At 51.4% G+C, this 17,524-nt stretch carries 16 protein-coding genes; 3 read left to right on the top strand and 13 right to left on the bottom strand.

Annotated features, from left to right (window positions below; all coding sequences use genetic code 11):
* Positions 1–42: 42 nt before the first annotated feature.
* The 3 genes from PSCS_RS07040 to PSCS_RS07030 all read right to left on the bottom strand — a co-directional run bounded on the left by PSCS_RS07040 (position 43) and on the right by PSCS_RS07030 (position 3,697).
* A complete protein-coding gene (locus tag PSCS_RS07040; RefSeq protein WP_068811219.1) occupies positions 43–1,413 on the bottom strand; it encodes a M56 family metallopeptidase in 1,371 nt (456 codons plus the stop codon).
* Between the two features lie 155 nt (positions 1,414–1,568).
* On the bottom strand, positions 1,569–2,342 hold the full coding sequence (gene djlA, locus PSCS_RS07035; protein ID WP_068811217.1) for a co-chaperone DjlA: 774 nt from the start codon (positions 2,340–2,342) through the stop codon (positions 1,569–1,571).
* Positions 2,336–3,697 (bottom strand): ribonuclease J, encoded by a 1,362-nt coding sequence (locus tag PSCS_RS07030; protein ID WP_229694679.1) that lies wholly within the window; start codon positions 3,695–3,697, stop codon positions 2,336–2,338. The genes djlA and PSCS_RS07030 overlap by 7 nt, the downstream gene beginning before the upstream one ends.
* 281 nt (positions 3,698–3,978) lie before the next feature.
* Here PSCS_RS07030 and PSCS_RS07025 point away from each other — a divergent pair, with 281 nt between their 5' ends.
* Together PSCS_RS07025 and PSCS_RS07020 are read left to right on the top strand one after the other, a co-directional pair.
* Positions 3,979–4,455 carry a helix-turn-helix domain-containing protein gene (locus PSCS_RS07025; RefSeq protein ID WP_068811215.1) on the top strand — a complete coding sequence of 159 codons (477 nt, stop codon included), beginning with the start codon at positions 3,979–3,981 and terminating at the stop codon, positions 4,453–4,455.
* A gap of 147 nt (positions 4,456–4,602) precedes the next feature.
* Complete coding sequence (locus PSCS_RS07020) at positions 4,603–5,469, top strand: alpha/beta hydrolase family esterase (protein WP_068811213.1); 867 nt, start codon at positions 4,603–4,605, stop codon at positions 5,467–5,469.
* Positions 5,470–5,588: 119 nt separating this feature from the next.
* Here PSCS_RS07020 and PSCS_RS07015 read toward each other — a convergent pair whose 3' ends face one another.
* The 10 genes from PSCS_RS07015 to PSCS_RS06970 all read right to left on the bottom strand — a co-directional run bounded on the left by PSCS_RS07015 (position 5,589) and on the right by PSCS_RS06970 (position 16,247).
* Positions 5,589–6,236, bottom strand: coding sequence for a YceI family protein (locus PSCS_RS07015; protein ID WP_082866428.1), 648 nt, complete (start codon positions 6,234–6,236; stop codon positions 5,589–5,591).
* A gap of 33 nt (positions 6,237–6,269) precedes the next feature.
* Complete coding sequence (locus PSCS_RS07010; RefSeq protein ID WP_068811211.1) at positions 6,270–6,836, bottom strand: YceI family protein; 567 nt, start codon at positions 6,834–6,836, stop codon at positions 6,270–6,272.
* Positions 6,837–6,863: 27 nt separating this feature from the next.
* The gene (locus tag PSCS_RS07005) at positions 6,864–8,789 is read right to left on the bottom strand and encodes an outer membrane protein assembly factor BamB family protein (protein WP_068811209.1); all 1,926 of its coding nucleotides are present in this window, start codon (positions 8,787–8,789) and stop codon (positions 6,864–6,866) included.
* A 573-nt stretch (positions 8,790–9,362) separates the two neighbouring features.
* The gene (gene tmpT, locus PSCS_RS07000) at positions 9,363–9,998 is read right to left on the bottom strand and encodes a thiopurine S-methyltransferase (RefSeq protein WP_068811207.1); all 636 of its coding nucleotides are present in this window, start codon (positions 9,996–9,998) and stop codon (positions 9,363–9,365) included.
* 2 nt (positions 9,999–10,000) lie between these two features.
* On the bottom strand, positions 10,001–10,768 hold the full coding sequence (locus PSCS_RS06995) for an SDR family oxidoreductase (protein ID WP_068811205.1): 768 nt from the start codon (positions 10,766–10,768) through the stop codon (positions 10,001–10,003).
* 40 nt (positions 10,769–10,808) lie between these two features.
* Positions 10,809–11,324, bottom strand: coding sequence for a GNAT family N-acetyltransferase (locus PSCS_RS06990; RefSeq protein WP_068811203.1), 516 nt, complete (start codon positions 11,322–11,324; stop codon positions 10,809–10,811).
* Positions 11,325–11,601: 277 nt separating this feature from the next.
* Positions 11,602–12,990, bottom strand: coding sequence for a carboxylesterase/lipase family protein (locus PSCS_RS06985; protein ID WP_068811201.1), 1,389 nt, complete (start codon positions 12,988–12,990; stop codon positions 11,602–11,604).
* Between the two features lie 144 nt (positions 12,991–13,134).
* Positions 13,135–13,899 carry an EAL domain-containing protein gene (locus tag PSCS_RS06980; RefSeq protein WP_068811199.1) on the bottom strand — a complete coding sequence of 255 codons (765 nt, stop codon included), beginning with the start codon at positions 13,897–13,899 and terminating at the stop codon, positions 13,135–13,137.
* A 16-nt stretch (positions 13,900–13,915) separates the two neighbouring features.
* Positions 13,916–14,443, bottom strand: coding sequence for a lipocalin family protein (locus PSCS_RS06975; RefSeq protein WP_317621794.1), 528 nt, complete (start codon positions 14,441–14,443; stop codon positions 13,916–13,918).
* A 136-nt stretch (positions 14,444–14,579) separates the two neighbouring features.
* Complete coding sequence (locus PSCS_RS06970) at positions 14,580–16,247, bottom strand: tetratricopeptide repeat protein (protein ID WP_068811195.1); 1,668 nt, start codon at positions 16,245–16,247, stop codon at positions 14,580–14,582.
* Positions 16,248–16,494: 247 nt separating this feature from the next.
* On the opposite strand from PSCS_RS06970, the gene PSCS_RS06965 reads away from it, so the two are divergent.
* Complete coding sequence (locus PSCS_RS06965) at positions 16,495–17,478, top strand: TolB family protein (RefSeq protein ID WP_068811193.1); 984 nt, start codon at positions 16,495–16,497, stop codon at positions 17,476–17,478.
* Positions 17,479–17,524 lie beyond the last annotated feature (46 nt).

The following is a 17,524-nucleotide window of genomic DNA, read 5'->3' as shown; positions in this document are numbered from 1 at the left end:
CCGGGTTCCCCTTAGATGGACAACCCGGATACCGGATGATATTCATTCTGCCTTCATGCGGTAGTTAAATTTATATTCCACTTCTGCCACGGGCACCGCCTGCCCATTGATGACATGCGGCTGGAACTGAAACTGGCGGACAGCGGCGATAGCACTCTGATTAAAAATATCTGAAGGCACCGCATCAATAATTGTGATGGAATCCTCCACAACTCTGCCTTGTACATCCACTGTGAACTTCGCCGTGGCATGGCCTTCAATACTTTCATCCGCTGCTTTCCTGGGGTAATAAGGCATGATGTCCGTAACAGGTAGCATCTCCTTATCAATGGGCAGGGCAACTTGCTGCTGAGCATCCTGGGCTGACAAAATCGGATTGAATGCCAGGACAGAAAGAATAAGCAAAGAAAACACACTGCTACCCCATACGATTTTTTTACCTTGCTGTGCGATCTGGTTACTTTTCATTGTTGTCTCCTTTAGCACCTGGTTAAGTCGGTTTTTAAGGGTTTTTCGGTCAAACATGGGCTGCGCAGGCAGTCCCTGGCTACGAAAACGCTGCTGGCATTGTCGACAACTGCTGGCAACCCCCAACAGGCTTTCGGCGTACGTGAACTGGTCTCTGCCGTGACTGACAACATCCAGGTCACAACGGTTTTCGGTAACTTCAAGTAAGCGGCGCTGGGCCAGCCAGACCACTGGATTGGCCCAATACATGGCACAAAGGGCGTGAGTGAGCATTAACGTCAGCCAGTCGTTGCGGCGCAGATGGCAAAGTTCATGCATCAACACATCTGTCATGGCGCTTTCACTCCATTGCCGATAATTCTCAGGCAACATAATGACACCTCTTCGCATACCAAATGATATGGGGGAATCTATTTTTGGGCTGATCAGGAGTGAAATGTTTTTCTCAATATTCAGCTGCTGAACCCGGCGCGTAAGCACACTATGAACAGCAGGGTCGTGCAACAGCTGTGCTGATGCGGTCAGCTGCAACAAGCGCACGTATGACCACCCCAGCTTCAGTAGCAGCAAGGCGATCACAGAAAAATAGATTGTCGTCGCCATCAGGGGAAAATCAAATTGATCAGGCATCGAGTTGAACTCTGGAAGTACTACCACCTCAACAATAGGGGAAGCCAGAGCGATAGTCGGGAACACTGCCAGCAGATTCGCTGCCAGAAACGGTAATAATGGTAATGCCAGAAGGACAATAAACGCAGACTGCCAGAGGGTATGAGGCAACACCGGTGTGTACTGGCCTGCATGCTGGTTTGCCAGTGTTTTCATGACAAACTCAGCCAGAAAGAATATCAAAAACACAAACAGCGACTGAAACAAGAGAGTCACAACAAAATTTAGTGCAGGCGTACCTGCTATTGCGTGAAGTAAAGCGCTGCCATCAACCATGATCGCCTCTCTTTTTATAAATTCGCTGGTTATATGTTCGCTTGCTGAATGTTAATTTTTTAACACTATGCTATATATTTAACACCTCTAAAATAATTGTCAAGCATTTGTGCTAATTTTTTAACACAAAGAGAAGATATCAATATGGAGAAGGTTCACTGACGTTTGCGCGCTTCCTGCACAACATCGTATGCATTAGTAATTTCCGATGCTTTTTTCTGCGCCATTTCACGCATACTTTCGGGTAGGCCCTGGCTGGCCAGTTTGTCAGGATGATGTTCGTTCATCAGCTTGCGGTAAGCCTTTTTGACTTCAGCATCGCTTGCCGACTCCGACACCCCCAGGACTTTGTAGGCATCAGCTAGCTGCTGAGCCGGTGCAGGGCCACCTCGGGCGCCACCAGCCTGCCCCATTCTCAGCATGGATTCCAGCTGTTCAACCTGAGATTCAGGCAAACCCAGACCCCGGCCAATGCGAATCAGCATTTCATGCTCAGCCTGATGGACCTCGCCATCAGCAGCAATCGCGGTTATCTGTACTTGCAAAAACAGGCGCATCAGCGCCGGATGATTCCCTGTTTTCTGACGAAAATTTCGCAGTTCGGCTTCCAGGTCAAAACCCGGCTCCTTGCCACGGTTAAATGCATTAATCGCTGACTGACGTTGCTCCGGTGAAAGACGTAACTGCTGGAACATATTTTCTGCAGCCTGCACTTCGTTCTGTGTAACGACACCATCAGCCTTGCAGAGCTGCCCCATCACGGCAAACATGGAGTCCAGATAAGCCGATTGCATGGCACGTAATTTGGGCCCCGCATTCTGCTGAAGCCATGCTTTTACCAGCAACCCCGCCACGGCACCAAACACCAGGCCAGCAGGCCCACCAATCATAAAACCTAATACAGCACCAACAATGGGAGCAGTTAACATGCGACTACCTTATTCAATGTTTGTTTATCTTCATTAAACCAGAGTCTGCCGACCGGAACGGCGGACCGTTTGACACGACTGTTCACAATATCGAAACAGTCGCCATTTAACCCTTCCAGTGTAAATGGCACGTCTGACGCTTTTGCAATACGCGCATTACACTTCATATGCCAGGACTCACCATGAACGGGTATCGCTGTACGCGGCAGGACCCACTGATACATCTGTTGCAGCTCGTCCGCATAAGGATGGCCCGATGCATGCAATGCCCGGTCACTTTGATCCGCTTGCACGACGCGGATCTGTCTGGCCTCCAGTTGAGACACCAGCCTTTCAACATCAGTTTCATTGCCTGGAATGGTCTTGGCACTGAAAATCACCGTATCACCTGGCTCCAGACTGATATCCGGATGGGTATCCAGTGCCAGACACTGCAAGGCTGCCCGGGGTTCTCCCTGGCTACCGGTGGCCAACAATAACACATCAGCGGCAGGCAGATAGCCTATGTCCCTGGGACTTTCGGGACGGAAGTATTGATCCAGATACCCGGCGGCACGGGCACAGCTGGCCATGTTCACCAGCGACCGCCCCAACATTCCCAGGTACCGGCCTGAAACATGCGCTACATTAGCCAGGGTCTGCAGGCGAGCAACATTGCTGGCAAAACAGGCCACGACAACACGTCCTTTGGCTTCCTGAACCGTTTTAAGCAAGCCTTCAAACAACTCCCCTTCTGAGACAGAATGTCCGGACTGAGGCGCATTGGTGGAGTCACAGACGATGGCGTCAATGCCCTGCTTGCCCGCGTTCAGGAAATCATTGTGGTCGATGGCAGGGCCGACAATCGGCGCAGCATCCAGCTTCCAGTCAGCCGTATGCAACACCCGTCCAGCTTCCGTTTCAATCAGGAGAGCACAGGTTTCTGGTGTGGAGTGAGTAATAGGAATCCAGCGGATATCAAAGGGTCCAATTGAGACTCTGTCAGTCGTGCTGACAATATGCACCGGAGCATCAATACCTTTCTGCCTTAATTTACGTAGCAGTACCTGTGCCGTAAATGGTGTGGTGTAGATGGGGCAGCGTAATTGTGGCCAGAGGTGTGCAATGGCACCGATATGGTCTTCGTGCGCATGCGTGGCAATCAGCCCGCAGAGCTGCTCGCTACGATTGCTAATAAACAGGGGATCAGGCATTTCTACCCGATTGAGACCATTGCTCATTTTCTCAAAGGTAACGCCACAGTCGACCATCAACCATTGACCGGCATGACCGTAGAGGTTGAGGTTCATGCCTATCTCGCCACAGCCACCCAGCGGAATAAACCAAAGGTCCTTGGTACCGGGGTTCAGCGACATAAATGATGAGGCAGAGAATGGAATGCTAAGGTGCGCGTTTCAGATAACGCCAGTAATACGTCCGACTTCATAGCGAGCATTATAATACGACTCAGACCAAACCGCGAACTCGTTGCCACTTGGGCCGCAATAAATCAGCTACCCGAATGAAGCCCAGTCGCCTGTCAGCCCCTGTGGTATAGTCAATCTAACATGACTGTCAGGTAACTGTCGGGTATCTGTCGTTCTTTTTCGACCCATGTTTTGTCATCGTTCACAGGCATACCGCAGGAGAGAAAATCATGGAAATTCGCAACTTACGGATGGTACGCGGCTGGTCTCAGGAACAGCTGGCAGAATTCAGTGGCTTGAGCGTGCGAACCATTCAGCGGGTAGAACGCGGCCAGCCATGCGGGATGGAAAGCCTTAAATCTCTCGCTGCGGTATTTGAAGTGGATATCAACGAACTGAAAAAGGATTCGGATATGACAGGTCAGATACCAGACAGCTCATCTTCACCCAGCGTTGAGGAACAGGAAGCCCGTAAGCAGGTAAAAGAACTCAAGGAGTTCTATATGCATCTGTTTACCTATGTTGTCACCCTAAGCTTTTTACTCATCGTTAACCTGATAAGCAACCCGGGTTATCTATGGGTTAAATGGACAGCCATCGGCTGGGGGATCGGCGTCATCATGCATGCCATGCATGTATTTGAGACCAGCAGCCTCTTCTCCAGCGCCTGGGAAAAACGGGAAATTGAAAAACGGCTCAACAAATAAGGCCAAGCCCTCTTCTGTAACGCAGTAACGCAAGACACCTCGTTTACCTCGTGAATGACACCACACAACGCCACCGCATTGACGGTACGAGGTGGCGAGTGCTATAGATGAACGTCTTCATAATGATAATGAACAGGAGTTCACCGTATGCACTGGCTTAGCAAAACCGCCCTCACAGCAGGCCTTAGTCTGCTCACCGCCTTTTCTCACGCACAATCCATTGACCTTGGACGGGGTGAATTGCCAGTCACAGTGCCAGATGATTACAGTGACAACACACCTGCACCGTTAATCGTGCTGCTGCATGGCTACACATCCAGCGGGCCCATTTCTGACCGTTACATGGGGCTGAGCGCCATCGCTGATGATTATGATTTCCTGCTGGTCGCACCGAATGGCATGCGCGAACCAGGCGGAGATGAAAACCCATACTGGAATGCCTCAGACGCCTGCTGCAATTTCTTCAGCACGGATATTGATGATAGCGCCTATCTACGCTCTGTCATTGAAGAGATGGAAGGCGAATATAACGTCGACCCTCGACGCATTTACCTGATAGGCCACTCTAACGGCGGCTTTATGTCCTACCGCATGGCTTATGAACATTCCGACAAGATTGCCGCTATCGTCAGCCTGGCAGGTGCCAATCACCTGGAGCAACGTACTGCGCCAGCCAATCCGGTAAACATCCTGCAAATTCATGGCACTGCCGATGAAACCATTCGTTACCAGGGTGCCGAAATCCAGGGCAACCGCTATCCCAGTGCTGTCGGCACTGTTCAGCGATGGGCTGCTTACAATGGTTGCGAAGCCCAGGGTAAAGGGCGTGAGCGTCGCGACCTGGATGCCAGCCTTCCTGGTCATGAAACCGGCGTTCTGTCTTTCAAAGCAGGCTGCAAGCCTGGTGGAGCGGTTGAGTTGTGGTCCATTACGGCGGGAACACACGTGCCAACCGTATCTGATACTTATGGTGCACAGCTGGTTGAGTGGCTCTATGAGCATCCGAAGCCTTAATCGACTGATACGATTAAGCACAGCATAAATAAATACTAATAAGACACAAAAAAGCCCCGCTAAATTGCGGGGCTTTTTATTTGGCTAAGCACTTGGTATATCAAGCAGCCAGGACGGGATTACTCGTCAGAACTTTCCTGGAACTCAACGTTTATATTGAGTTCGATTTCATCACCCACACCAAAGGCAACCATGTTATCCAGACCGAAGTCTGAACGGTTGAACGTGGCGTTAGCCGCGAAACCCAGTGTATAGCGACGTGTCAGGAAGTTACGGCCACCACCGTTGAAGTCGACTGTCATTTGTACCGGGCCAGTATTGCCCAGCAATGTCAGGTCGCCTTCAAACACAAACGTATCTTCGTCTACCGCTTCTACGAAGCTGGTAGTACGGAAGATGGCTTGTGGGAAGTTAGCCACATCAAACCAGTCATCACCCTGCAGGTCTTGTGCAAACTCTGGATTGTTAACATCAATTGACGTGGTATCGACAATCACTTCCAGGCTGGAGTTTTCAACGTTTTCCGGATCAAAATCCAGCGTGGCATCGAAGTCATTGAAGCGACCAACGTAGGTTGAGAAACCCAGGTGGCTGATCTTCCAGACCAGGGATGCGTGATCTTTATCCAGTGTGTAGGCACCACCACGCAGCTCAGCCACTTCTGTGTTGAAGTCAGGAGATACCAGGCGGTCACAGGAAACCAGCAAAGCGGAACCGGCCAGCAGCATGGCTGCTGAACGGTATTTACGAAACATTGTTGTCATCATTATCTTTTACCTTAAATCGTAATCGCCGCTGGCTTACTGCATTTCGGCGTATACATCGACAGCGACATTGATCTCATTCGGGATCGCTGACGTGTTAGCAAAATAGCCCTGGCCCACACCGTAGTCCAGACGCTGGATAGTCACTTCGCTGGTCAGGTTGAAGCGGTTGTCTTCAATGTTCAGCGTGAACGGGAAACGCAGCGGATGTGTCTGGTCACGAATGGTCAACTGACCATCGGCAACAAACTCGTTCATGGATTCCATTTCACAGGAATCAGCAGTGAACGTCGCAGTCGGGAAACGGCCCACGTCGAACAGCTCGATATCCAGCAGGTAGCTCTTGGTTTCTTCGTCATCAATCGCCATGTCTTCGATCGGAATCGTCACGTCAATCTGGCAATCTGCCGGACTGGTCGGGTCAATTTCAAACGTGGCATCGATGTTAACGAACTTACCAGAGTAAGGCGTACCAGAGTAAGTGTAGCTGAATACAACCTCAGAGCCCTCTGGGTCGATGACCCAGGTGGCTGCTTGAGTTGTGCTTACGCTGCCGAGCAGCAGGAGCGGCGCCAGGGCCGCTCGGTAAAACGATTTACGCATGTGAATCTATACTCCTGAAACTATCTGTTAGGGAAGCGTGTATACAACCAGTTTAGCAGGCTGTCCCTGTGGACTGACCACCATGCCTATGTACTGCTTGCCGTCATGCTCATAGGTAAATGGTTGACCAGTCTGCGTACCTGGCAGTTCTAACTCGTGCACGATCTCACCGGTTTCCTTATCGTGAGCACGGAACATTGGGCCACCGCCAACACCTTCGCCGGCAAACAGCAAGGTTTTGGTTAACAGCAGACCTGAACGGGTTTCAACACCGGTTCTTGGTACGTCAACACCTTCCAGCGCCGGGTTATTGGCAATCCAGTCGGGTGTATCCGCATTCGCCATCATCCACTCGTGCTCACCATCGTTCATGTCGATCGCTGTGATACGACCATACGGTGGCTTGATGATAGGCAGACCCATCGCACGTGGCACACGAACACCCAGTGCCATGCTGAAATCAACAGAGGAGCGCTGATCCTTATCTACCGAAAGCACTGTCGCTACCGTACGCGACGGTACGTAAAGCATGCCTGTTTCAGGATCCAGCGCAGCACCTTCCCAGTTCGCACCACCGGTTGCTGAAGGCAATGCCAGAGTACCCATGGTGCCGTCTTCAGCATCTTTCAGTGAAGGTGGCGAGTACAGGTTATCCGCCAGACGGAAAGGCTCAATAGCTTCCAGGGCAGCTTCCTTGATCTCTGGAGTCAGGTCATTCAGATCATCTTCACTGACGCCCTGACGATCAAATGCTGCAGGCTTGGTCGGGAAAGGCTGAGTTGGCGCGTACCATTCGCCAGGCACGTCGCCTGCCGGTACGGGAAGCTCTTCAATTTCCCAGATTGGCTCACCGGTTTCACGATCGAAGGTGTAAACAAACGACTGTTTAGTGACCTGCATGACCACTTTACGGCCATTTGGCAGATCAGCAAGAATCGGTGCTGCCGGGTTATCCCAGTCCCAGATATCGTGGTGAATGATCTGGTAGTGCCACTCACGTTCGCCGGTTTCAACATCAACGGCAACCAGTGATGTGGAGAACAGGTTATTACCAGGACGATCACCACCGAAACGGTCACCCGTCGCAGACTCTACTGGCAGATAAACCATGCCCAGCTCCGGATCGCCTGACATCGGCGCCCATACACCAGCGTTACCTGTAATCTCTGCACCTTCTGCAGTCCAGGTGTCATAACCGAAATCACCAGGAGAAGGAATGGTCTGGAATGTCCAGATATGCTCACCGGTACGCACGTCATAAGCACGTACATCACCCTTCACGTTGGAAGCTGAAGGTGGACGCATGGAAACAGCCATCGCCGGACCAACCACAACCACGTCATTCATGACAAATGGAGGCATGGATGAACCGATATCCAGATCATCACGACCGATGCCTAAACGAAGGCCCTGTTGCATATCGATACGACCATTGTCACCGAACTCAGGGTCAGGCAAACCAGTCTTGGCATCCAGAGACACCAGGTAGAAACCCGGTGTGATCACCAGGATTCGGGCCTCGTCACCATCACGCCAGATTGCCAGGCCACGGCCGGAACCTTTACGCGGTGCGTTATCGAATCGCTCGCCTTCCTGTGCGCGCCACTGCCAAAGTTGCTGGCCAGTCGTTGCGTCCAAAGCTATTACGTCACGCTGTGCACCAATCGTAGTGTACAGAACACCGTCAACTTCAAGCGGTGTAAAAGTCGCAGTAAATTCTTGCTGGGAGCCAAAGTGACGCGTATCAAATTCGAAAGCCAGTTGCAGGTCATCTACGTTATCTGCATTAATCTGGTCGAGCGGTGAATAGCGCTGAGCGGCCATATTGCCGTTGTAATCAGGCCAGTCCCCTTCCGCTACGGAGGTACCATGCTGCGCCCAGGCGGAGGGGGCAGCAGCCAGAATACCGGCACTGAGGGCCAGCATCTTTAATGAGTATTTACTTCTTATCATTCTTAACTCCCTGAATTCAGGTCTTAGTTATACTTATGTATCTCTTGATCGGCATACAATCCGGCCGTCGGAAATTCTTTTTATTATGTCATTCAACGATTCTGCGAGCTTCACTCTCACTTGCAGGTAGCTAAGTTTCATTCAACTTACTCCCAGCAAACTGAATACTCGCTGAATAAACAGATATGTGCTCTACAAGCCACCGGGCGCATTTTTGACCCGGATTTAACCTTGGCCAGCATAAGCTATCGCTGGCTCTGAGGCAACCCGAACAGATAGGAATTGTTTTCATTACCAATAATTACTTCGAGGGTTAAATAGCTAATTTTGTCCTCATTTGTCGACCAGAACAGGCTAAATAGAGGGATTCTCGCGATTGGCGACCAACCTGGTTGGCGACAGCTCATATCGACATACCTCAACAACCCGTACGACGGTACTCGATAAAATTATTCACTAGATTTATTTTTATAATCACTAAAAACAATATGACTCCAGATCTGTTGTATAAAGCCCATCACCCAAGCAATGATTCCCCCTATATAGTAACTGTCGCACCTGTTTTATGGGGAATCATTCCTGCCGCAGCAACCAGACAAATTCATCGGCCGGATGCCCTTTCAGCCCCCCCGGCATTTCTCCCTCACTCAGCAATGTCAACTGATAAGCTGGCTGGTAGCTATTCTCGACATCTGAATGGGTGGAAGAAAAAGGCGGCCCACTCATCAGGCTCTGATCATATTCAAAGGTAATCAACAATTGATCGGCGCTGTGGGTCACCTCTGTCATTTTCTTCGCGTATGATGCGCGCATTTCTGGAGGCAATGCCACGAACGCCGCCCGGTCATAGACAGCATCCACAGTTCCCAACTCGTCCACGCTCAAGTCAAACAGGTCACCGACATAGATATCAATGCCTGGTGCCTGATAGCACAATAATGTCCCAGCTCTGGAAATATCTGGCTCAAGTTCCAGTTCAGCAAATAACTGCTCGATTGCCAGTTCAACCAGCTCAACACCAACAACCCGGTAACCCTGGGATAACAACCAGGCTATATCCAGTGTCTTCCCACATAACGGCAAAAATATCCGATCGCCCGGCTCCAGACCCAGTGCAGAAATGTGCTCCACCAACAAAGGATTAACGTCCGGTTCGTGAAATCCAATTTCGTTTTTCTGCCACTTATCCTGCCAGAATTGTGCTTCCATTGTTACTCACACTCCATATCACGGCTGATCGAGAACGGTCCCCAGGTCTGGCAAACCGGCATCAGCTCCAGGGTATTCACATTAACGTGCGGGGGCATCGAATTCACCCAGAATACCGTCTCGGCAATGTCCTGGGCACTCAAGGGTTGCGTGCCCTGATAGACCTGACTGGCCTTTTCCGTATCCCACTTGAAACGGACATTGGAGAAATTTGTTTCACACATGCCTGGTTCGATGTTGGATACGCGTATGGGCTTACCCCGCAGGTCGGCACGCAGTCCCCGGGAAAACTGCTGCACAAATGCCTTGGTGGCTCCGTAAGCATTACCACCCGGATAGGGCCAGTTACCTGCTGTTGAACCAATATTGATGACATGCCCCGTTTTGCGTTCAACCATACCTGGTAACACCCGGCGGGTCACCCTGAGCAGCCCCATGATATTGGTCTGCACCATGGTTTCCCAGTCATCCAGATGGGCTTCGTGAGCGGGCTCCAGTCCCAGTGCCAGGCCCGCATTGTTGACGAGCACATCAATGTGCTGAAAAGCATCAGGCAGGCTATCAAAAAAAACATCAATCGAATTGCTGTCACTGACATCCAGGCGAGCCGCATAAACCTCGGTTACCGGTTTCAGCGATTCAGCCAATGCCGCCAGTTTGTCTTCACTTCGGGCAGCCAGAATGACAGCAAACCCATTTTCAGCAAATTTCCGAGCGACGGCTTCACCTATCCCGGACGAAGCGCCTGTTACCAGTACCACTTTATTCATATGATTCTCTGCTAATTCTCTAGAAACAATAACCAGGTTTTTATCCTAACGGCCTCATCATAATGACATCTCTTTGCAGGTCATTACCAACGGGGAAAACGTGATCGCCGACTTCTTCAAAACCAAATTTACGATAAAAGGCCATAGCCCTGGGGTTATGTTCCCAAACACCTAGCCAGGCAACGTCAGAGCCATGTTCCTTTAATGTGTTCAGGCAAACATCCATCAATGTTAGAGCAAGACCCTTGCCATGCCAGTTTCGATCAACATACAAGCGATGAATTTCACCAGGAGAAGAGCCACTCACACAAGACTCCACATCGGCCCAGCGAACTTGCGCATAGGCGATAAGCTGACTACTTTCTTCTGCTACCAAGGTAATAATACTGGGATTTTTAATTTCTTCTAACTGGATATCCAGGCCGTAGGTGTTTTTGCAGTGCAACTCCATGTCTTCCGCTGTATTGGTATCCGCAAAAGTATCACGAAATGTCTGCTCAGCCAGGTTTGCCAAAGCGATGGCATCACGCACAGTTGACATCCGAATGGTTGGCATGAGAGTTCTCCCTGTGATTATTACTAATAATGAGAGGTCATATAGTAATCAGAGAGCCTAGAAAGGGCAAAAGCGACTGCAATTGAATACTGGCAATCGCTTTTGCAGACCACTGAATACCTTATTCTCTATTTGGAGGTGGCGTATAAGCGTCCTGAATACCTGTACTCATTTCCAGCATAGCGCCGATATCCAGGTAACGGTTGTTACTCTTCGTGTAAGGCTCCCACTCGATCAAGCCTTCCACGCTGGGATCGCCGGTTTTGGCAAACTGAGCCTAGATTGTGGAAGCATGGTCAGCCACCGTCATATCCACCTCATCGGTTTCCGGCATATTGGAATCACAACCACCACCACCGGAAAGGAAGATCATGGTCGGTGAATCTATGCCCGTAGGCACAGAACCGAAAACATAAGGCAGTTCCAGCCCATGGAAGGCCACGCAGGGCTCATCCCGCCAGGTCTTGGGCACCTGCGAGAAGTTATACACATAGGTAGCTGAGGATGCGGTACTGCTGTGCAGATTGGCCATTTGCGGTACGCTGTATTCCAGCAGGCCCTGCTCACCGGCATTAGCGCCCACAATCAACGGTACATCATGTTGTCGACCTTCGCTGAATATCTGCGAAACCGGGTCGGGAATCACGTACCCATCAACCACGACATTGGCCCGGAAACCCACTTCGTCACTGGCACCGGCTGCGATAATGTCTTGCCAACTCGCCTCTCGCATGGCAGCCAGGACATCATCGCTCCCGGATGCACCCAGCGCTTGCGCCAGTTGCACACCTTTGGCTTCAGCATCTTCGAGCATGGTGATACGCTCAGGTGACGTCAGTGCCGAACCGCTTTGTACGATGGCCTTATGAAAAAGCCCCTCTGCCAGCGGTGTTGCCATTTGCGAAATTGTTTTGGTACCACCGCCAGACTCACCAAAGATGGTGACATTGTCAGGATCTCCACCAAACGCTTCGATGTTGGCCTGTACCCAGTCCAGCGATGCTTTCAGGTCAAGTGTCCCGTAATTGCCGGATGAGCCATTCTCATCCTCGGCAGACAGCGCCGGGTGAGACAAATAGCCAATCGGACCAAGGCGGCTATTGACCGTCACCAGCACGACCCCTTTGCTTGCCAGGGTTGGGTGCGTGTACGTAGTCGAGTTACCCGTACCAGTGGTCAGACCACCACCATGAAAAAAAACCATCACGGGCCGTTTGTCTTCGGTAGTTTCCGCATCCGTGACAACGTTCAGATACAGACAGTCTTCACTGATCGGATTTTCCGCGCCCATACTGCTTGAACCCTGTGGGCAACGATCCGGCCACTCAACCGCAACACGCACACCATCCCAGGGTTGGGCGGGTTGTGGCGGACGCCAGCGCAAATTGCCAACCGGTGGCGCCGCATAGGGAATACCGCGAAAGATAGTCGCAGAGACACCAACAACGTCATCAGTCAGTGTCTCACCGCGCACGGAGCCCCATTGCGTTTCAACGACATCGCCAACGGCCACTGAAGCAGCCATTACGGCTGGTGCTGGATCGGCTTCAGGCATGGATTCGGTAGTCGTACCAGATGTAGACGCTGATTGACCACCGTCACTGCAGGCCACCACTATCGCTGAAAGGAACAAGCCTCCCAGGACAGGAAGTTTCCGATTGTTCATATTACCCCCTTTGATTGAGTTATTCCGTTAAACACCTATCAGCGTAGGGTAACAAGGGGCAGGAATCTATATCGGTCATCGCGATTTTAGAACGTCTGGCAGTAATGCGCGGACGTATCCAGGCAGAGCTTGTGGGCACTGCTGTCAAATGGCGGAATAATCAGGTTCCGGCAGCACTTCTACTTCAGGCTTGGCAAATAAATACCCCTGAAACAGAGACACTCCCATTTCAGCCAACGCTTGCAGATCCTCTTTGCGCTCAATCCCTTCAGCGATGACTGTAATATCAAGAGAGATCGCTGTGCTGATAATGCCTTCGGCAATCGCACGTTTGACCCTGTCATCAGCGATGCCCTGACAGATTCCCATATCCAGTTTTATGATGTCAGGGCTGAACCGGCTCAGCAAGTTCAGCCCGGCAAAACCGGCACCAAAATCGTCAATGGCAGTGATGAAGCCACGGTTATGATACTCATTGAAAATGCCTTGCAGGTGGACAGGGTCTCTCACCGGTTCTGACTCGGTCACCTCAAACATGATCTGCTCAACCGGGAACTGATGCCGGGCGGCCTCTTCCAGTGTGGCTCTGATACAACTTTTGGGATCATAAACAGCGTTGGGCAGAAAATTGATGCTCAGGCGGGTTTTAATGCCCAGCCTGGCTGCAATCTCGATAGCTTTGACCCGGCAGGTCTGATCAAAGCGGTAGCGATTCTCATCAGTCACCCGCCCCAGTATTTCGCCTGCGCCAGAGCCATCCTTACCGCGTACCAGTGCTTCGTAGGCGTAGACAGAACGCGACTTAATATCGACGATCGGCTGGTATGCCATGGTGATTTCAAAGTCCAGTGGCGTGCTGTCACGGCAGAGCTTGCATCCACTACTGCTCGTATTGTTCTTTGCTTCCAATGTTAAGGCCTTCCGATTACTCGGGATGAGAGACAAAGATGAGTTCTTCCGTGGCAAAACCAAGCGACCTGGCTTTTTCAATAAACTGATCCATCAGTGCATCATCAACGGTGGGTGTTCGCGACAACAACCACAAATAAGAGGTATTGTACCCGGACACAAAGGCATACTCATACCCTTGCTGATCCAATTCAAACACAATATAAGAGCTGTAAAAAGGTCCGAAGAAAGAGACTTTCAGGTGACCGGTACTTTCATCTTCAACGAAATAGGCTTTACCTTCCGCACTTTGCCATTCGCCCTCTTCTTGCGAATACCCGCGATTAAGCACGGTAATGCCACCATCTTTGCGGGGTGAATAAGTTGCGGTGACCTGGCTGAGGCCATCTTCGAAACTGTGGTCCAGGCGGGCTATTTCGTACCACCGCCCCAGGTATCTATCTACTTCGAAATTACTGACCGGCTCTACGCCCTCAGGGGTTGCGGTGCAGCCACTCAGGGAACCCAGCAGCAACAACATCACCAGCAAAAACTTTCTCATCATCAACTCCTGACTCATCGTCAGCCACGGGACGGCATGAACTGATACCTGTATCGGCCAAGCCTGCAAACTATTAATAAAAAAGCGCTGAACCTGAGCAAGGTAAAGCGCTTTTTTATGCCTTTTTGTTAGATACGAATCAGAGACGCGAACGGGTCAACTCGATATCCGCATTGCGCCACTGTCCTTCAAACTGGCGTTTGACCAGTTGCGCTTCAGCTGTTTTACCTTGCGCCTCCAGCGCCTGGTACAGACCAAAATTGGCCCAGCCATTTTGCTGGTTCCACTCCAGATCCTTGCGATAGACAGCTTCAGCTTCTTCAGCACGACCGGCTTCCAGCAGGGCAGCACCCAGGTAGAGACGCATGGACTGAGACCAGTCGGGCGGCTCGGTGTAATTCAGGTTATCGTAAAACTCAACTGACTGCTCGTAATGAGCAATCGCTGAATCCAGGTCACCTTCAGCTTCATCAATTTCGCCCATCAGTGCATGCATGGCCAGGGTCAGCACATGGTCAGCTGGCGTCGGGCCGACGCCAACATTCACGTCATCAGCCTCAATCTGCTCGCGCAGGTTTGCCAGTTCTTGTCGCGCAGGCTCCATGTGCCCTTTGGCCACATGTGCACTGCCCATCACGTAACTGAGCATACCGCTGAGGTAAGGGGTAATCGCTTTGTCACGGTTATCCGCATACTCAGCATGTATTTTGTCCCATTGGCCAAACACCTTATCCATAATCCAGACATGTGCCACATTTTTCTGTTGGCGGCCATTGGCAACGGCTATCTCACTTGCATCAGGTGCATTACGCGCAGCCGCTTCAGAGGCGCCAGCATAATTGCCCTGCAACATGTTCGCATAACGCACAAAATCCAGCGCGTGACCGGAATGCGACTTGTGAGACAGCGGGTATGTGCCAATCAATGGAAAGTTAGTATCCCCCCATAACTCGGCAAATTGCTGGTCTACGATTTGTGATCGTTCATTGGTACGAACGGCTTTTTCATACTCGCCAACACGCAGGTAAATATGGCCCGGCATATGCACCATATGGCCCGAAATTGGTACCGTGGACTCCAGCTTCTGGGCCGCCGCCATCGCCAATTCTGGTTCAGCGGACGCTTCCATCAAATGAATATACAGGTGATTCGCTCCGGGATGATCATGATCAGCCACCATAGCAGCTTCAAGCGCCGCCTTGGCTTCTGCAGTGCCTGGTTTGGCTGAGCCGTCGGCATTCCAGTAATCCCAGCGCGTGGTATTCATATAGGACTCGGCAAATACCGCGGCAATATCCGGATCATCCGGATACTGCTCGTGCAAGCTCCGCATGGCATCCATGTAGGCCATATCACGTTCCCGATCATCCGGAATCGCATCCTTGTTATAGAGAACGAACAAGGCGTTAATCATGTCACGCTCTTTGGCTGTGCCATTGTTGGACAGTTCCAGCGCCTGACGAATGGCTTCCAGGCCAGCCCCCTGTGGGTCATCCGGCATGTTGGCGTAACGGCTGTTAGGATTGGGCCCAGCGGCGTGAGCCAGGCCCCAGTATGGCATCGGGCTATCCGGATCCAGGCGGGCGGCTTCCTGGTAGGAGGCGATAGACTCCGGGAAGTAGAAACTCCAGGCCATGCGCAGCCCCTGGTCAAAGAAGTCCTGCGCCGAAGGCTCATCAATGGATGTCATGCGGCTGTAAGTGCCGCCTCCAGGAACCAGAACAGCGAGTGGCTCATTCTGTGCCATCGTATCGGTCAGTGGCAGGAGCGATAAACCGGCCACAAAAAGGGTGAGAATTCGGGGCATAACTGCATCCTCTTTAGTTGTTGTTCTGCCAGTATACGCCAACGAGCAGGTGCTCGAATACGCAGTAACGATTTGTTGCATGGCATTTATTGATACACATCAATCGTTACTATTACTGATAACTCGACACAGATAATCTAGCTTGAATTATCCATGATGTCATTGGACACTCGCAAAGGACAACGCTAATGTGCTGTCTTAAGGGTTATTAGCCATAACAACATAAGCATTCGCCAAGGAATTAACCATGCACAGTCCGCTGAAATCCGCCATCCAACGCTCGCTGGCCGCAGCGATTCTACTCTCCCTGCCTCTGGCCGCAAACGCACAACCGGCCTCTGAGGGGCAGGACTGGGTCGACCTGGCCGTTCATAATTTTGGTGCACCTATCAATACCATGTGGGCGGAAGGTGAACTGTCGTTTGCTGATGACGGGACCATGGTATTTTGCAGTGCACGCGAGGACATGGCCGTCGCCCCTGGCGATCCTAAAGACCTCTATATCGCTAACTTCAACCCCGACACCGGCAGTTGGGACACCCCTGTCAATATGGGTATTCCCATCAATGCGGCCCCGGCAATGGATGAAGACCCACTTCGCATGGGGGATGACCGGGAGCCCTGGATTACAGCCGACGGACAAACCATTTATTTCAAGTCAGACCGCCTGGCCACCACCTCGCCTCGGAACAACAATGACATATTCGTCATTAACAAACAAAGCGATGGCAGCTGGAGTGACCCGGAACTGGTCGGCTACCCCATCAGCACTAATGAAGGTGATGAGCACTGCCCAGCCATATTACAGGACGGTGAAACGCTGTGTTTCGCGTCACGGCGAGCAGGTGGATACGGTGGTTCTGATATCTGGTGTGCCAGTCCAGACGGTGCCGGTGGTTGGCAGGATCCTGTCAATCAAGGGCCTAACATCAACACTGCAGCGGAAGAGTTCCATTTCAGTCAGGATGAGAGCGGCAGAGTGTATTTTACCTCGGCGCGCCCCGGCGGTTACGGCGGCATGGATATTTATAGTGCCATGCAGTTGGGTGTGAATGAATGGAGCGAAGCAAGCAATCTAGGGCCACAGGTGAACACGGCAGCGGCAGATATGTGCCCTGCTCTGCCTCCAGGTGGCAAAACCATAACCTGGTTCTCAACACGTCAGGATAACAGCCTCGGTAATATTGATATCTTCTGGACCAACAAAAGTAATATCAACACTGATAATTGATGATGCTTCGACCCGTTGCCTGCTTAATACGAAGCGGGCAACGGGT

Source organism: Pseudohongiella nitratireducens (genome assembly GCF_001642735.1).
In the GTDB taxonomy this organism is placed as follows: domain Bacteria; phylum Pseudomonadota; class Gammaproteobacteria; order Pseudomonadales; family Pseudohongiellaceae; genus Pseudohongiella; species Pseudohongiella nitratireducens.
The sequence above is the reverse complement of the archived record's forward strand: the minus strand, read 5'-3'. Positions and strand labels throughout refer to the sequence as shown.

Coding starts and splice junctions, on each gene's coding strand:
- PSCS_RS07040 (WP_068811219.1), bottom strand. CDS start 1,413: ATGGTTGATGGCAGCGCTTTACTTCACGCAATAGCAGGTACGCCTGCA.
- djlA (WP_068811217.1), bottom strand. CDS start 2,342: ATGTTAACTGCTCCCATTGTTGGTGCTGTATTAGGTTTTATGATTGGT.
- PSCS_RS07030 (WP_229694679.1), bottom strand. CDS start 3,697: ATGTCGCTGAACCCCGGTACCAAGGACCTTTGGTTTATTCCGCTGGGT.
- PSCS_RS07025 (WP_068811215.1), top strand. CDS start 3,979: ATGGAAATTCGCAACTTACGGATGGTACGCGGCTGGTCTCAGGAACAG.
- PSCS_RS07020 (WP_068811213.1), top strand. CDS start 4,603: ATGCACTGGCTTAGCAAAACCGCCCTCACAGCAGGCCTTAGTCTGCTC.
- PSCS_RS07015 (WP_082866428.1), bottom strand. CDS start 6,236: ATGATGACAACAATGTTTCGTAAATACCGTTCAGCAGCCATGCTGCTG.
- PSCS_RS07010 (WP_068811211.1), bottom strand. CDS start 6,836: ATGCGTAAATCGTTTTACCGAGCGGCCCTGGCGCCGCTCCTGCTGCTC.
- PSCS_RS07005 (WP_068811209.1), bottom strand. CDS start 8,789: ATGATAAGAAGTAAATACTCATTAAAGATGCTGGCCCTCAGTGCCGGT.
- tmpT (WP_068811207.1), bottom strand. CDS start 9,998: ATGGAAGCACAATTCTGGCAGGATAAGTGGCAGAAAAACGAAATTGGA.
- PSCS_RS06995 (WP_068811205.1), bottom strand. CDS start 10,768: ATGAATAAAGTGGTACTGGTAACAGGCGCTTCGTCCGGGATAGGTGAA.
- PSCS_RS06990 (WP_068811203.1), bottom strand. CDS start 11,324: ATGCCAACCATTCGGATGTCAACTGTGCGTGATGCCATCGCTTTGGCA.
- PSCS_RS06985 (WP_068811201.1), bottom strand. CDS start 12,990: ATGAACAATCGGAAACTTCCTGTCCTGGGAGGCTTGTTCCTTTCAGCG.
- PSCS_RS06975 (WP_317621794.1), bottom strand. CDS start 14,443: ATGATGAGAAAGTTTTTGCTGGTGATGTTGTTGCTGCTGGGTTCCCTG.
- PSCS_RS06970 (WP_068811195.1), bottom strand. CDS start 16,247: ATGCCCCGAATTCTCACCCTTTTTGTGGCCGGTTTATCGCTCCTGCCA.
- PSCS_RS06965 (WP_068811193.1), top strand. CDS start 16,495: ATGCACAGTCCGCTGAAATCCGCCATCCAACGCTCGCTGGCCGCAGCG.